At 65.2% G+C, this 15,538-nt stretch carries 14 protein-coding genes; 6 read left to right on the plus strand and 8 right to left on the minus strand.

Going from position 1 to position 15,538, the window contains the following annotated elements:
- Positions 1-30 precede the first annotated feature (30 nt).
- Together ACMGT0_RS14330 and ACMGT0_RS14335 are read right to left on the minus strand one after the other, a co-directional pair.
- Positions 31-1,005, minus strand: a complete 975-nt coding sequence (locus tag ACMGT0_RS14330; RefSeq protein WP_054062389.1) for a thiamine pyrophosphate-dependent dehydrogenase E1 component subunit alpha — start codon at positions 1,003-1,005, stop codon at positions 31-33.
- Positions 986-2,056 (minus strand): ATP-NAD kinase family protein, encoded by a 1,071-nt coding sequence (locus ACMGT0_RS14335; protein WP_416773133.1) that lies wholly within the window; start codon positions 2,054-2,056, stop codon positions 986-988. The genes ACMGT0_RS14330 and ACMGT0_RS14335 overlap by 20 nt, the downstream gene beginning before the upstream one ends.
- Before the next feature lie 387 nt (positions 2,057-2,443).
- Between ACMGT0_RS14335 and ACMGT0_RS14340 the strand changes: the two genes are divergently transcribed.
- The gene (locus ACMGT0_RS14340; RefSeq protein WP_416773135.1) at positions 2,444-4,324 is read left to right on the plus strand and encodes a sigma-54-dependent Fis family transcriptional regulator; all 1,881 of its coding nucleotides are present in this window, start codon (positions 2,444-2,446) and stop codon (positions 4,322-4,324) included.
- Between the two features lie 54 nt (positions 4,325-4,378).
- On the opposite strand, the gene ACMGT0_RS14345 is transcribed toward ACMGT0_RS14340, so the two are convergent.
- The 3 genes from ACMGT0_RS14345 to ACMGT0_RS14355 all read right to left on the minus strand — a co-directional run bounded on the left by ACMGT0_RS14345 (position 4,379) and on the right by ACMGT0_RS14355 (position 7,770).
- Positions 4,379-5,296, minus strand: a complete 918-nt coding sequence (locus ACMGT0_RS14345) for an amidohydrolase family protein (protein WP_416773137.1) — start codon at positions 5,294-5,296, stop codon at positions 4,379-4,381.
- An 85-nt stretch (positions 5,297-5,381) separates the two neighbouring features.
- On the minus strand, positions 5,382-6,710 hold the full coding sequence (locus tag ACMGT0_RS14350) for an MFS transporter (protein ID WP_054059560.1): 1,329 nt from the start codon (positions 6,708-6,710) through the stop codon (positions 5,382-5,384).
- Positions 6,711-6,792: 82 nt separating this feature from the next.
- On the minus strand, positions 6,793-7,770 hold the full coding sequence (locus ACMGT0_RS14355; RefSeq protein WP_054059559.1) for a hydroxyacid dehydrogenase: 978 nt from the start codon (positions 7,768-7,770) through the stop codon (positions 6,793-6,795).
- A 225-nt stretch (positions 7,771-7,995) separates the two neighbouring features.
- Between ACMGT0_RS14355 and ACMGT0_RS14360 the strand changes: the two genes are divergently transcribed.
- Positions 7,996-8,673, plus strand: a complete 678-nt coding sequence (locus tag ACMGT0_RS14360; RefSeq protein ID WP_416773139.1) for an RraA family protein — start codon at positions 7,996-7,998, stop codon at positions 8,671-8,673.
- Positions 8,674-8,758: 85 nt separating this feature from the next.
- A complete protein-coding gene (locus ACMGT0_RS14365) occupies positions 8,759-9,988 on the plus strand; it encodes an MFS transporter (RefSeq protein WP_416773141.1) in 1,230 nt (409 codons plus the stop codon).
- Positions 9,989-10,004: 16 nt separating this feature from the next.
- On the opposite strand, the gene ACMGT0_RS14370 is transcribed toward ACMGT0_RS14365, so the two are convergent.
- Positions 10,005-11,345: an MFS transporter gene (locus ACMGT0_RS14370; RefSeq protein ID WP_416773143.1), complete on the minus strand. Its 1,341-nt coding sequence runs from the start codon at positions 11,343-11,345 to the stop codon at positions 10,005-10,007.
- A gap of 42 nt (positions 11,346-11,387) precedes the next feature.
- Positions 11,388-12,308, minus strand: a complete 921-nt coding sequence (locus ACMGT0_RS14375; protein WP_416773145.1) for an SMP-30/gluconolactonase/LRE family protein — start codon at positions 12,306-12,308, stop codon at positions 11,388-11,390.
- A gap of 458 nt (positions 12,309-12,766) precedes the next feature.
- Here ACMGT0_RS14375 and ACMGT0_RS14380 point away from each other — a divergent pair, with 458 nt between their 5' ends.
- The 3 genes from ACMGT0_RS14380 to ACMGT0_RS14390 all read left to right on the plus strand — a co-directional run bounded on the left by ACMGT0_RS14380 (position 12,767) and on the right by ACMGT0_RS14390 (position 14,746).
- Complete coding sequence (locus ACMGT0_RS14380; protein WP_081005870.1) at positions 12,767-13,480, plus strand: IclR family transcriptional regulator; 714 nt, start codon at positions 12,767-12,769, stop codon at positions 13,478-13,480.
- 214 nt (positions 13,481-13,694) lie between these two features.
- Positions 13,695-14,069 (plus strand): RidA family protein, encoded by a 375-nt coding sequence (locus ACMGT0_RS14385; RefSeq protein WP_054056733.1) that lies wholly within the window; start codon positions 13,695-13,697, stop codon positions 14,067-14,069.
- A gap of 11 nt (positions 14,070-14,080) precedes the next feature.
- On the plus strand, positions 14,081-14,746 hold the full coding sequence (locus ACMGT0_RS14390) for a helix-turn-helix transcriptional regulator (RefSeq protein ID WP_241494289.1): 666 nt from the start codon (positions 14,081-14,083) through the stop codon (positions 14,744-14,746).
- Between the two features lie 26 nt (positions 14,747-14,772).
- Here the strand turns inward: ACMGT0_RS14390 and ACMGT0_RS14395 are convergent, their stop codons facing one another.
- Complete coding sequence (locus tag ACMGT0_RS14395) at positions 14,773-15,519, minus strand: sulfite exporter TauE/SafE family protein (protein WP_416773148.1); 747 nt, start codon at positions 15,517-15,519, stop codon at positions 14,773-14,775.
- Between the last annotated feature and the right edge of the window lie 19 nt (positions 15,520-15,538).

Consider the following 15,538-nt stretch of genomic DNA (forward strand, 5'->3'; position numbering starts at 1 on the left):
GGTCTGTCGCACGGCGCCCGGCGGCTGATCTCAGGGGTAGGCGACGTACACGTCGCTCAGCAGGTCGGCTGGCGACGGCTTGGGATCGGCCTTGGCCCGCAGCACGGCTTCATCGATGCTCGCGTGCACTTCGGCGTCGATGCCGTCCAGGGCGCTGGCCTGCAGCAGGCCGGCGCGCACGGTGCGTTCGCGGAACTGCATCAGGCAGTCGCGGGTTTCGCGGTAGTGCTTGACCTCATCGGGGGCACGGTAGGTCTGGGCATCGCCTTCGAAGTGGCCGTAGTAGCGGGTGAGTTTCACCTCGATCAGCGACGGGCCCTCGCCGGCGCGGGCGCGTTCGATGGCGGCCCCGGCGGCTTCGTGCACGGCGAAGAAGTCGAAGCCGTCCACCGTCACCCCGGGCATGCCGAAACCGGCGGCACGGTCGGCGATGTGATCGCAGGCCACCGACCAGTTCGAGGCCGTGGCCTCGGCGTAGCCGTTGTTCTCGGCAACGAAGATGCACGGCAGGTTCCACACCGAGGCCAGGTTCATCGCCTCGAACACCGCACCCTCGTTGGAGCCGCCGTCGCCGAAGAAGGCCACGGCCACCGCGCGGTTGCCCTTGAGTTTGGCGGCCAGTGCCGCACCGGCCGCCAGCGGTGCGCCGGCGCCGACGATGCCGTTGGCGCCGAGCATGCCCTTGGACAGGTCGGCGATGTGCATGGAGCCACCCTTGCCCTGGCAGACGCCGGTCTTCTTGCCGTAGATCTCGGCCATCATGCCGTACACGTCCACCCCCTTGGCGATGCAGTGACCGTGGCCGCGGTGGGTGGAGGCGATACAGTCCTCGTCGTCGAGGTGGGCCATGACCCCGGCGGCGGAGGCCTCCTCGCCGGCGTACAGGTGCACGAAGCCGGGAATCTCGCCGGTGGCGAACTCCACGTGCAGGCGTTCCTCGAAGGCGCGAATGGTGCGCATCACGCGATAGGCATGGAGCAGTTGTTCAGTCGGTAGCGTGGACATTTTCTTGTTCTCCAGGGTGGTTCACGGGCTTGCCGGCAACGGCCAGCAGGTGATGGTGGGCGGCGAAGGCCAGGGCGGCCTCGACGTCGATGCTCAGCGGGCCGTCAAGTTCGAGGGTGATGCTGGGGCGGTCGGCGGCGACGAACTCGATCTCGCGTTCACCGTCCAGCGCCAGGGTGCCGGCGGCCAGCAGCGGCAGGCGCGGCACACCCGGTTCGAGGCTGCCGCTGGCGACGATGCCGCAGGCTTGCAGCAGGCCCGGGGCCAGCGGCGCCAGCAGTGCCTCGTCAGCCTGCGGGGAGAGGCGCAGCCAACTGCCGCGGGGACAGCGCCGCGACACCGGGTTCCACAACCCGCACAGCGAGGACAGGCCGATGGCGTGGGGCTCGGCGAACGCCGCGTGGATTTCCGCCAGGTCCTCGGCGCGGCTGATGGCGCGGGCGCCGGTGAAGGTCAGCGGCGAGACGGCGACCTCCACCAGGGCGATCTCGTCGATACCCCGTGCCGCCAGCCGCACGCGCAGGCGCTTGTTGCGCCGCAGGCCGACCTGCGGGGGAATCCGCCCGCTGGCATAGAGCCCGCCGGCCAGCCCGGCCCCGGTGGCCTCGCGCAGCTCCGGGAAGGCGTTGTTGGTTCCGGTGGACAGGCACAGCAGGGGGATGTCACCGACCTCGGCGGCCACTGCCTTGTGCGTGCCGTCGCCACCGAGCACGGCCACCAGGCTGACGCCTCGCTCGACCAGCAGGCGCGCGGCCAGGCGGGTGTCCTCCACGCTCTGGCGCAGCGGCATGTCGAGGAACTCCAGGCGTGGCCAGCGGCTTTCGCGGGCGTGGCGGCCGCTGCTCGCCTTGAGCACGGCCGCGGCGATGCCGGTCATGTCCGGTGGCATCAGCACCTCCTCGATGCCGGTGGCACCGAAGGCGCCCAGCAGGCGCTGGACCACGGCGGCCTTGTCGGTGCTGGAGTAGAGCCCGGCATTCGCGGTCAGGCGGCGCAGGTCCCGTCCCGAGGCGGGGTTGGCGATGATGCCGACACGCAGGGCGGCGCTCATAGGGACAGGCCGCCACCGACGGCGTTGATCAGGGCGACCTTGGCGGCCAGGAAGCAGGGCGAAGCAACAGTGGCGGACATGAGGCACCTCTGATTGTTGTTGTGGGTGCGGGATGACGTCCCGGTGTCTGCCGGGTCATAGCAAGGGCGGTGCCAGGGCGCTATTCATGACGGCACATGTGGCGGGCCAGAGCGGTTGGTGCCGTATCGGGCGGGGCCTGGGACCACAGCCGAATGAGACGGGCCATGTCAGCCTGCCCGGCGTTGCGGTGAGACGTTGAGACGCTGCGTCTCAGTCGGCCGCCGTCTGTTCGTGGCACTTGTCCCGCAGGCGAGGCGGGGCTTAAATGAGCGCAACAAGAACAATGAAACACGCCGTGGAGGCCCCATGCTTCCTGCCTACTCCAGAGCCCACGTGGACTGTGTCAGCCGTGTGTTGCGTCATGCTGGCCGCTTGCCTGAAGCGCCGGTACCGAACCTGATCCTCGACTCCTGGCGCCGCTCGATGGAGCAGCACCACCTGGATCCGGGCTCCCTGCAGGGCCCGCGGATCCTGAGCCAGACGCTGCTCAGGGAATACCGCGAGCGCGCCGAGAGCTTCCTGTGCATCGCCGGCGAGGAGGTCTCGCGGTTGCATGGCCGGGTGCGCGACGCCGACTACTGTGTGCTGCTCACCGACGCCCAGGGCAATACCATCGACTATCGCGTGGAGTCGGCGATCCGTGCCGATTGCCGGCGTGCCGGGCTGTACCTGGGAACCTGCTGGTCGGAAGGCGAGGAGGGCACCTGTGGCGTGGCCGCGGTGCTGACCAATGGCATCCCGGTGACGGTGCACAAGCGTGACCATTTCCGCGCCGCCTTCATCGGCCTGACCTGCTCGGCGGCACCGGTGTTCGACCCCTGGGGCGAGCTGCTCGGTGTCCTCGACGTGTCGGCCGTCGAATCCCCGGATGACCGCCGCAGCCAGCACCTGATCCGGCAGATGACCGTGCAGAGTGCCCGTGACATCGAAAACGCCTTCTTCATGCACAGCACCCGTGGCCTGTGGGTGTTGCGGGCACACGCCGCCCCGGGCTATGTCGACAGCCAGCCGGAGTTCCTCTTCGCCTGGGACGCCGACGGTTGCGTGCAGGCGCTCAACCCCTCGGCCCGGCATTACCTGCTGGAGCGCCATGGGCAACTGCCACGGCACATCGGCGAGGTCTTCGACCCGGACCTGTTGCACGCGGCCGCCGACGAGCACCCGCGGCATGCTGCCGAGCACGGCCTGCATATTCGTCTGAGCGTTCCCCGGGGCGCGCACAAGAGGGCGGCTGCGCGCCACGCCGCCGGCGAACCGGACCGGCGGATCGCCGAGAGCCTGCGCCTGGCGGTCCGCGTCAAGGACCGCAACCTGCCCGTGCTGATCCATGGCGAAACCGGCGCCGGCAAGGAGGTCTTCGCGCGCCAGTTGCATGAGCAAAGCGCGCGGCGCGACAAGCCCTTCGTGGCGCTCAATTGCGCCGCGATCCCCGAGAGCCTGATCGAGAGCGAGCTGTTCGGTTATGTCGCCGGCGCCTTTACCGGTGCCGAGCGCAAGGGCGCGCGCGGGCTGCTGCAGCAGGCCGATGGCGGCACGTTGTTCCTCGACGAGATCGGTGACATGCCGCTGGCCCTGCAGACACGCCTGCTGCGGGCGCTGGCCGAGGGCGAAGTGGCGCCGCTGGGGGCGGCGCGGCGGCAGGCGGTGGACATTCAGGTGATCTGCGCCAGCCACCGCGACCTGGCGAGCCTGGTGGCCGAAGGCGCCTTTCGCGAGGACCTGTATTTTCGTCTCAGCGGTGCGCGTTTCGAACTGCCGCCGCTGCGCGAGCGTAGCGACAAGCTGGACCTGATCAACCGCATCCTCGACGAGGAAGCCGCACGCTGCGGCATGCGCCTGGGGTTGGGGGCTGCGGCCCTGGAGTGTCTGCTGGGCTACAGCTGGCCGGGCAACGTGCGCCAGTTGCGCCATGTCCTGCGCTACGCCTGCGCCATCTGTCCGGGTGACAGCATCCGCCTGGAGGACCTGCCCGAGGACCTGCACGGCCGCTTGCCACCGGTGCGGGCGGAGGTCCCCGCCAGCCCCGAACGCCAGGCGTTGCTCGAGGCCCTGGTGCGCCATCGCTGGCAGCCGGGGCCGGCGGCGCAAGCCCTGGGTATCTCCCGGGCGACCTTGTATCGGCGCGTGAAGCAGCATGACATCGTGATGCCGCGGGTCAAGCCCCATGAACCGGTGCCAGGCCGTTGAAACCCTCCAACGGTCGGCAACGGAGGCGGGCGCCGGGGCAGCGCCCGCAGCGAATCAGAAACCGTACAGGCTGACAGGGTTGTCGCGCAGGATCAGGGCGCGGGTGCTTTCCTCAGGCGCCCAGGCCAGCAGCAGGTCCAGGACAGAGGCATCATCCGGCTTCTGCCCGCTGGCGAGGGTCGGGTGTGGCCAGTCGCTGCCCCAGAGCATGCGCTGGGGGTAACGACCGATCAGGTGGCTGGCCACCCTCCCGACATCCTCGAACCCCGGAGCGCCAACCTTCGAGCGCACGTACGGTGCCGAGACCTTCACCCATGCCCGACCGCTGTCGAGCAATTGCACGAGCGAGGCAAATGCCGCCGACTTGAGGCCTTCAGGCTGGGGGACGTGGCCCATGTGGTCGATGACGATGCTCCCTGGCAATTTGAGCAGCCGCGGCGCCACTTCCGGCAGCAAGGGCCCGGTTGCGAACTGGACATTCCAGCCCAGCTCGTTGACCCGTGCGCCCAGACGCTCGAGATCGTCCAGGGCGGTACCGCCGAGGCTGAGGTTGAAGCGGATACCCCGTACGCCGGCGTCCTGCAGGCGGGCCAGTTCGGCGTCGGTGACCGAACCATCCACCACGGCGACTCCGCGCGCATCCCCCCGGCTGCGCAGCAGGCCATCGAGCATGACGCGGTTGTCGGTGCCGTAGGTGGACGGCGTCACGATCACCATGCGGCGGATGCCCAGGCGTTTCTGCAGCGCGCGGTAGTCCTCCAGCGAGGCATCGGGTGGCAGCAGGGTGGCGTCGGGGGCCGCCGGGATACGGCTGTCGTACAGGTGCATGTGGCAGTCCACGCTGCCAGCCGGCGGAGTCAGTCGGGGGCTGGCTTCCCCCTCGCTGAAGGGCACCTTGGCCAGGGCGCCCATGGAGGCGGCGGCGCCGAGTGCGCCTCCCGCCAGCAGGAAATGACGACGTGACAGGGACATCGGGTATACCTCGATTATTGTTGTTCTGGGGGCACGATACCCACCGCCGAGGGCGGAGGTGGGTATCGCGGGGAGGGGCAGCGACTTACTTGGCGCTGGCCGCGGGGACGGGTGCGGCCTGCTCAAGCTGGCGTTTGCGACCGATGACCAGCACGCTGATGCCGGCGAAGGTGCACAGGGCTGCCAGTGGCATCAGCGCCAGGGCATAGCTGCCGGTGGCATCGTGGATGGCGCCGTAGGCGTTGACCATCAGGCCGCCACCGATCAGGTTGGCCATGGCCCCCACGGCGGCCAGGCCGGCGGCGGCGGTGGATGACGAAAGCCAGCCGGAAACCAGCGCCCAGAACGGGCCTTTCATCGAGTAGGCACCGACCAGCACCAGGGTCAGCATGAACACCGTGGCGGCCAGCGACGAGGTGAACAGGGTCATCAGCAGGCCGGCGGCGATCAGCAGCAGGGTCATGGCGGTGTGCCAGCGGCGTTCACCGGTACGGTCCGAGCTGCGGCCCCAGATGATCATCAGTACCGAGGCGATGCCGTAGGGGATGGCATTGACCAGGCCGATCTGCAGGGAAGTCAGGCCGAAGGTCTTGAGCAGTTGTGGCGCCCACACGCTCATGGTGCTGCCCGCCGCGGAGGCTCCCGAATAGATCAGCGCCAGCACCCAGATATCCTTGTGGCGCAGCAGCTTCCACAGGGAAATGTGGCCGATGGCGGTCTTTTTAGAGGCTTCGTCAGCCAGGCGGCTGGTGAGCCAGGAGCGTTGCTCGTCGGTGAGCCACTGGGCCTGCTCCGGACGGTCGGTCAGCACGAACAGGCAGGCGATACCCAGCAGCACCGCCGGGATGCCTTCGAGGATGAACAGCCAATGCCAGCCGCGCATGCCCATCCAGCCGTCCAGTCCCAGCAGCAGGCCCGACAACGGCGAACCGATGAAGTTGGCCGCCGGAATGGCCACCATGAACAACGCCACCATGCGGGCACGGTAGGCCGACGGCAGCCAATAGGTGAGGTAGAGCAGCACGCCGGGGAAGAAGCCGGCCTCGGCCGCCCCCAGCAGGAAGCGCATCACATAGAGCGAGTTGGCCCCCTGGACGAAGGCGGTGCCGGCGGAGATCAGGCCCCAGGTGATCATGATCCGGGCAATCCAGATTCGTGCGCCGTAGCGCTGCATGGCCAGGTTGCTGGGGACTTCGATGAGGAAGTAGGCGAAGAAGAACAGGCTGCTGGCGAAGCCGAAGACCTTGGCTGTCAGGTTAAGGTCCGCATTCATCTGCAGCGAGGCCATGCCGATGTTGCCGCGGTCGATGATCGCGATCAGGTAGCAGACGATGAGGAAGGGTAGCAGTCGCCAGGCGACCCGCCGCATGGTACTGCGCTCGAGTGCGTCAGGCTGGGAAGTTGCAGGATTCATGGGGCTCTCCGATTGTTTTTTTTCTGGAGTTTCGCTGGGTGAAGGCGCTCGGCCGGGCAACGGCCGGGCGCCTGTCTATCGATCAGTTGTCGAGCAGGTGGCGATTGACGACGCAGCGCGGATCCAGGGCCTTGCCCGCCCAGGTGTCGAGTACCTGGCCCAGGGCGACCAGTCCGACCCGATCCCTGGCTGCTGAGGTGTTGGCGCCGACATGGGGAGTGGCAACCAGTGTTGGCAGCCCCCACAGCGGGCTGTCGGCAGGCGGCGGCTCGGGGTTGAAGGTATCCAGGCCGGCACCGGCGATCCTGCGCTCGCTCAGCGCCTGTACCAGGGCGTCGGTGTCGATCAGCTCGCCCCGTGCGGTGTTGATCAGGATGCACTCGGGACGCATGCGGGCGAACTGATCGGCAGCGATCAGGTTGTGGTTGCTCTCGGTCAGCGGGCAATGCAGGCTGATGATATCGCTTTCGCTCAGCAGGCGATCGAAATCCTCCTCCCGCTCGACATGGGCGCGCTCCGGTAACTGCTTGAGGTAGGGGTCGTATACCTTGACCTTCATGCGCAGGGGCGCGACCAGGTCCATGAGAATGCTGCCGATCGAGCCCAGCCCGACCAGGCCGAGGGTCTTGCCGAACAGCTCGATGCCGTTGGCCGAGCTCTTGTCCCAGTGCCCATCGCGCATCCGCGCATCGAGCAGCGCGGTTTGCCGGGCCACGCTGAACATCAATGCAAAGGCATGCTCGGCCACGGACTGGGCGTTGGCACCGACCGCGATGGAGACCGGGATACCGTGATCCGCGGCGGCCTGGATGTCGATGGTGTTGTAGCCGACACCATGCTTGGCGATCACCTTGAGTTTGCTCGAAGCCTGGATCATGTCGCGGGTCAGCTTGCCCTGGCGAACGATGATCGCGTCGGGCTGCTCGGCGCGGATGATCGCTTCCAGCTCCTGCTCCGGCAGATACGGTGTGGTGGGGATCACTCGGATGCCGTGCTCGGCGGCGAGTGTCATGGCATCGGCGGCGAGTTCAGGGCCGGTAAGCAGCAGGGTGCGGGACATCGTGAGTACCTTGTTCTTGTCTGGGCAAATGCGCTCGCTCGGAAGCGGCGATGGATTAACCCTAACATAATGAAATGACGTTGCAAGAAAATGATTCTGCTATTCGTCTAGTCCACGAATGTAGGTTGAAAAAGCATTTGCCAATGCAAATATGAAATGACATTCTAAAAATGTGATTCGGCAGCCGTCGAAGACATCCAATAAAAACCAAGAGAGGTAGGTCACATGAGCATTGGCTTCCAAGTGCTTGAGCGCGCGCGCAAGGTCGGCACAGAATGGGTTGGGCGCTATCGCGAGGTTCCGGTCGCCAACGTCAGCGACTCGATGAATCGCATGACCGCAGGCGGAGCCCGTCTGCGCCCGATGCATCGCGCAGGCGTACTCGCCGGCCCGGCACTGACCGTCAAGGCGCGCCCTGGTGACAACCTCATGCTGCATTACGCGATCGATATCGCCGAGCCCGGCGATGTCATCGTGGTGGACGCCGGAGGCGACCTGACCAACGCCCTGATCGGCGAAATGATGGTGGCCTACGCGGTCAAGCGGGGTGTGGCCGGTATCGTGGTCAATGGCGCGATCCGTGATGCCGCGAGCATTGGCGAAGGCGACTTCCCGATGTTTGCCGCCGGTATTTCGCACCGGGGGCCGTACAAGGATGGTCCGGGTGAGATCAACGTACCGATCGCCATTGATGGTATGGTGATCGAGCCGGGCGACCTGGTCATCGGTGATGACGATGGCCTGCTGTGCGTGCCTTACGACCATGTTGCCGAAGTCTACGAGCGTGCGACCGCCAAGCATGCTGCCGAAACCGCCCAGATGGAGCACATTGCCCAGGGTACCAATGACCGCTCCTGGGTCCTGGAGTCCCTGAAGAAGAAAGGTTGCCTGCTGCCGGGCTGATTCAGCACAGAATGCATACCTCGCCACCGGTATGCACGAGGCGATGAGTTGGACACGGACGCGGGCCTATTGAGGATACGCAGTCTTGTCCGATTCATCGTCGTTTCGTCGTAACCCGTGGCCCGCGGCCGTTCGGGCGCTCGCTTATCGCAACTTCCAGATCTACTTCATTGGCCAGGGTGTCTCGACCCTGGGCAAATGGGTGCAGCAGGTCGCCTTGTCCTGGCTGGCCTATCACCTGACAGGCTCGGCCGTCCTGCTGGGCCTGATCACCTTTCTTTCGCTGGCCCCCCAGCTGTTGATCGGTCCGCTCGCCGGCGCCTGGATCGACCGCCATGACAAGCGTCGGTTGTTGGTCGCCGTGCAGGGAATGCTGGTGGTGCAATCGCTTGTCCTGGCCCTGGCAACCAGCCTGGGCTGGATCGATGGAGTGTTCATCGCCGGTATGGCGCTGCTGCTGGGTTTGCTCAATGCCCTGGAGACTCCTTTGCGCCAGGCGCTGATCGGCAGTTTCGTCGACGACCCCGCGGACTTGCCGAACGCCCTGGCGCTCAATGCCATGCTCATCAATGCGGCGCGTTTCGTCGGCCCACCCCTGGCGGGCGGCCTGATCGCCCTGGCTGGCGAAGCGCCCTGTTTCATGCTCACGGCCCTGGGGTTCCTGGCGTTGCTCGGTGGCCTGCTGAAGGTGCGCGGCACGCCGGCGCCCAAGGCCGCCGGATCGACTGCCCAGGTGTTTCGCGAGGGGCTGGCCTACATGTGGCGCAGCCGAAGCGTTCGCCAGCTCATGGGCAACGTCATTATGGTGAACCTGCTGGCCTCCTGCTACGCCGCCTTGCTGCCCATTCTGGCCAAGGCCGTGTATGCCGGCGATGCGCGTATTCTCGGCTGGCTCTGGGGGGCGGCAGGGGCGGGCGCATTTGTCGCCACCCTGGTGCTGGCGGTCGGGGGCGCGCAGCAGCGCTTGCGGCGCTTTACCGATGCCGGTGCGCTGCTCTGCGCGGTGGCCCTGATCGGACTGTGGCTCTCGGAGGCGCTGCCATGGGCGCTGCTGGCCCTGGGGCTGCTGGGGTTTGGCATCACCTTGAACAACGTCAGCACCAACATGCAGTTGCAGAGCACTGCGCCGGCCCAGTTGCGTGGTCGCGTAGTCGCGTTCTACATCGCCATGCGTTTCGGTTTCGAAGCGCTGGGCGGCATGTTGGCGGGGTTGATGGCCGCCCATTGCGGTGCGCCGGCAACCCTGGGGATTGCCGGCGGCCTGTTGGCGGTCGGTCTTCTGGTGATCCTGGTCGCGCGGCGCCCTTTGCGATAAGGCGCCACGCGGCGGCTCAGGCGTGACTTTCGAGTGCCCGGGGCTGTGCCGGCTGCTGTTTGGCCGGGTCGCCCAGCCAGATCATCAGGCAGGTACCGATCAGCAGGATCGACGCCACGGCGAAGAACGGCAGGGTAAAACTGTGGGTCGCATCCTTGATCAGGCCGATCAGGAAGGGACCGGTGAAACCGCCCAGGTTGCCGATCGAAACGATCATCGCCAGGCCTCCCGCCGCGGCGCGGCCGGTGAGGAATGTCGAGGGAATGGCCCAGAACGTTGCCTGGAACGACAGGATGCTGGCCACGGCCACGCAGAGGCTGGCGATCCTGAGCACTGGATGGGTCGTAAGGGCGGCGGCAACCAGGGCCACTGCGGCCAGCGCCAGGGCCGCCACGACATAGGGCAGTCGCCGTTGGCTGCGGTTGGCCAGACGGGCCCACAGGGTCATCGACACCGCACCCAGCAGATAGGGCAGGGCCACCACCAGGCCAACCATCCCGTTGCTGATGCCCAGGCCCTTGATGATCTGGGGTAGCCAGATACCGATGCCGATGGAGCCGACGATACAGCAGAAATTGATGGCGGCCAGGGTAAACACCTTGGGGTTGGTCAGGGCGGCGCGCAGGGTATTGCCGTGCGATGCGCCAATGGTCCGCTGCTCTTTGGAAATCCTTTCGCTGAGCCAGGCTTTTTCGCGCGCGGTCAGCCACTTGGCCTTCGCCGGGGTATCGACCAGCACGAACAGGCAGGCAACGCCCAGCAGCATGGCCGGCATGGCCTCGGTCACCAGCAGCAACTGCCAGTTCTTCAGCCCCCAGACGCCGTGCTGTTCCAGCAGCCAGCCGGACAGCGGCGAGCCGACGATGTTGGCAACGGGAATTCCCAGGAGGAATGCCGCAGTCGCCTTGGCCCGCCATTTGCCCGGGAACCAGTAGGTGAAGTACAGGTACACCCCGGGGGTGAAGCCCGCTTCGGCCAGGCCCAGCAGGAAGCGTGCGATGCTGAAACTGATGGGGCCGGTGGCGAACGCCGTCGCCATGGAGACCAGGCCCCAGGTGATCATGATCCGCGCAATCCACACGCGTGCGCCGAAGCGTTGCAGCAGCAGGTTGCTGGGTATTTCAAAGATGAAGTAGCCGAAGAAAAACAGCCCTGCGGCCCAGCCGAACAGGGTCGCGGTCAGGCCCAGGTCCTGGTTCATGCTGATGGCGGCGAAGCCGACGTTGGTGCGATCCAGGTAGCTGATCACATAGCAGAGGAAGATGAACGGGATCAGTCGCCAGAGAACGCGGCGCATGAGGCGTTCGCCCTCGGCGTCGTCGAGCGGCGCCGCAGCGTTGGGAGTGTCGTGGGACATGTCATTACTCTTTTTGTAATTGTTGTGTGAGCCGTATGGCTGTCAGCTATGGGAATACAGGGGCAGCCCAGGGCTGGCGGTACGAACCTGGAGGATGCTGCCGGTCTCGGATTCGGTGATGAACAGGGTCTGTCCATCGTCGCCGCCAAAGGCCAGGTTGGTGTTGCTGATCCCGGCGCAAGAGACGATGCGCTCCAGGGGCTCCGCGACTCTGGACAGCTTCCAGACCGAACCGAAACCGGTGTGGGCGACATAGAGGTTGCTCTGGGCATCGAGGGCCAGGCCATCCGGGCCGCCGAGGCCGCCATGCAACTGGGCGAAGACGCCCACCTTGCCGATGATCGAGCCGTTGCCCAGGGGGATTCGCCAGATCTGCTGGGCGCGGGTCACCGCGATCAGCAGGTGGTTCAGGTGCGGGTCGAAGACGATGCCGTTGGGGCTGGGGATCGTATTGAGCAGGCAGGTGAGATTGCCGCCGGCTTCGAGCTTGTACACGCGCCCACTGGCATCCTGCAGGCCGGTCTGGCCCTGGTCGGTGAAGTACAGGTCGCCGTTGGGGGCGAACACCAGGTCATTGACGCCCTTGAAACCTTCCGAGCCTGCGGACTCCAGCAATGGCTCGATCCTTGCGCTCTGCGCATCGAGCACCATGATGCCGCGCTTGTAGTCGGTGATGAAGATTCGCCCATCCTGGTGGATTTTCAGGCCGTTCGGCCACCCGTCGTACTGGCAGACCAGTTCCCATTCTCCCTGGCGGGAGATGCGAAAAATCCGGCCGTTGGGGATGTCGGTCACGTAGAGGTTGCCTTGACGATCAAAGGACGGGCCTTCGAGAAACGAGTCGATGGCCCGGCCCTGGCGATTGGCATTGGCCCACGCAGTGGGGCGGACATCGCGGTAGCGATCGGGCAGGCGTGTGAAAACGGTGGTTTCGGTGCGCGGTGGCGCGGCGAAGAAGCTCATGGAGGCTCCGGGCGACAGGGGCGCAACAGGGCGCCTGGTTGTTGTTGTGTTTTGCAATTTAATGAAATGCTATTTCAAAATAAATCATAAGTTTCAAAAATGCGATGCCTGGCGTCCGGTATTTCCCGATTTAACTGCGTGGTAAGGATGCGGTGAAGAGTGGTGTGGTTGTAGGTGGATTAAAAAAAAGGAATGTTGTTCTAATATTTTGGCGGCATAGCCTCCGGCAGCGCCAGCGGGCCGTTGGGGGCCGGGCCTCATGTGGGCCAGCGCGAAGAGGTTTTTCAACGCCAGTCCACCGATTACGCCGAGGCCAGGGACGGCTGGCCTTCTTCTTGCCCGAATCCATCCAGGGCCGCATCGGCGGCACAAGGATGGCGAGGAGCAGGGGGTTGTCGGATAATGCGTGCATTAGCCCTTGCGAAACATGAGGGCACCTATCACGTGAGGTCTTTCTGATGGTAAAAGCGCGGCCGCGTCCAGCGGTAAACGGTGTGGCTTCGGCCGACCGTGTATTGACTGTGCTCTCAGCGTTTCAAATGGGCGATTCGGCGTTGAGCCTGGTGGAACTCACGGAGCGTACGGGGCTGATCAAAAGCACGATCATGCGGCTGATGGTGTCGCTGGAGAACCACGGTTTCATCACTCGAATGAGCGATGGCCGCTATCAACTGGCCAGTGAGGTCATGAGGTTGAACGCGGTGTACCAGGAAACCCTCGACCTTGAGCGGCATGTCATGCCTCGGTTGCATTATCTGGCCGAGCAGTCCGGCGAGACCGCCTCGTTCTACGTGCGTCATGGCGCCTATCGGATGTGCCAGTATCGGGTCAACTCCTCCCATCGCCTTCGTCTCAACATGCAGCCAGGCGACATGCGGCCCATGGACGAGGCCGCCGGTGCCCAGGCCCTGCGCGCGCCGTTCCAGACCGGCATTGCCCTGGAGAAACCCTATTATTCCTGTGGTGCGACCGACCCGCATGCCTCATCCATGGCCTTGCCGATCTATGGTGCGCAGCATGAATTGATGGGCGCGCTGGTCATCTCCGGGCCTGCCAGCCGGTTGACGGAGGAATGTGCGGACAGCTTCAAGCAGGTGTTTTTCGAAACGGCGCGCGATCTGATGCGCAGCCTGGGCTACAAGCCTTCCAATGCGGAGCTTGACGCTGAATGACGGGGAGCAGCCCTTCGCCGATGGTGTGAAAACCCGCTGGTCCTCGTCTGAAGCCCCCGGTTTTGTAACGTCGACTGCTGCTCGGGCAATGGCAGGGCCGCGCTTCGGCATGATGCTGCAGAGTGAATAAAAGTATTGCGAATGAGCATTTGTTCATTTTAGCATCCTGGGCTTACCCTCATGGGTCACACCAATCGCTATCGGAGCCCCTTTCATGAAGACCATCACCAGCGCCAATGCCCCCGCTGCAATCGGCCCGTACTCCCAGGCCAAGGCTTTCGGCAATCTGATTTTCACCTCCGGCCAGATTCCGCTGGACCCTGCCAGTGGCCAGGTGGTGGAAGGCGGCATTCGCGAGCAGGCGCTGCAGACCATCAAGAACCTGGAAGCTGTCCTGAAGGAAGGTGGGGTCGGCTTCGAGCAGGTGATGAAAACCACGTGCTTCCTGCATGACATGGCCGATTTCGCCGTCTTCAACGAGGTTTACGAGCAGTTCTTCGTGTCCAAGCCGGCACGCTCCTGCGTGGCGGTCAAGACCCTGCCAAAAGGTGTGCTGGTCGAGATCGAGGCGATCGCCGTCTCGGCCTGATGCCCCGGAGCATGGTCAAGCTTTCGCCGGCAGACCAGGCCATCCTGCAGTCCCATTCGACGCTGCTGGACGGCCTGGCAGCCTACCTGGGGGCGGGCTTCGAGTTCGTCCTCCACAGCCTGGACAACCTGGACGCCTCGGTGATCAAGATCATCAACGGGCACCTGACCGGGCGGCAGGCGGGGGCGCCGATCACCGACCTGGCCTTGCGCATGCTCGCCGAGATCAACGATTCGCCGAACCGCTCCGGCATGAGCTACTTCTGCAGCAATCGCAACGGTGAACCGCTCAAGTCCACCACCCTCGTCATCCGCGGCGAGCAGGGCACGCCGATAGGGCTGTTGTGCATCAACTTCCACCTGAACACGCCGCTGCACGAGATCCTCGGCAGTTTCACGCAACTGCCCGCCGGCGCCCCCGAGGTGCTGTCGGAGAACTTTGGCGCTGACGTCAATGAAACCGTGCTGGTGGCGCTGAGCACGGCGCGCAGGAAGGTCGCCGAGACGATGGCGGTGTCCTCGGGCGGCTACAACAAGGCGGTCATCAACCTGCTTCACGAGCAGGGCATCTTCAAGCTCAAGGGCGCCGTCATTCGGGTTGCCCAGGACCTGGGGGTTTCCAGGAACACCGTCTATCTGCACCTGCGTTCGGCACAGGACGGCGAGTCGTCTGCCTGAGCGCAGCCACCCTGTTCCAGCTTGCCTCAGAGCAACGGCCGAGAGCAAAGCTCAAGGCCAAGCACGAGGAGCAACAGCAGGAAACACTGGCGGAAGCGCAGGGGGCTGATCCGCCTCCGTACACGTTGGCCCACCCACATGCCGATCAGTGCCGGCACGACGGCTGCTGTCGACATACCGAACTGCTCGACGTGAAAGGCGCCGTGGGAGAACAGCCCGATGGCCAGGGCCACCGTGGAGAGAGTGAAGGACAGGCCCAGTGCCTGAACCAGTTCCTCACGGTTCATGTTCAGTGACCCGAGGTAGGGCACCGCAGGCATCACGAACACACCTGTTGCCCCTGTCACCACCCCGGTTATCAGGCCGATGACCGCCGATAGCCATTTTTCCACCCGGCCCGGCACCGCGAGGGTGGGCGCAACCAGGGCGTAGACGGCATAGACGATCAGCGCCATGCCCAGGCCGAAGCCTGACCAGGCGGGGTCTGCCTTCACCAGTAATGCCGAGCCGCCCACGGTGCCGAGCAGGATGCCCAGCATCATCGGCCAGAGCCTGCGCAGCAGGCGCGTTATCGATGGGCCGCAAAACAGTTGCCAGACGTTGGTGACGAAAGACGGTATGAGCAGCATCGCGGCAGCGGCCGCCGGCGGCATCGCCGTGCCGAGCAATCCCATGGCCACCGTTGGCAGCCCCATGCCGGTGACGCCTTTGACCAGGCCGGCCGCCAGGAAGGTGCCCGCCAACAGAACAATGTACAGCGTGTGATCGTGCATGAGTGATCCGCTTCGAGGG

Source organism: Pseudomonas sp. RHF3.3-3, assembly GCF_048069595.1.
Lineage (GTDB): Bacteria > Pseudomonadota > Gammaproteobacteria > Pseudomonadales > Pseudomonadaceae > Aquipseudomonas > Aquipseudomonas fuscovaginae_B.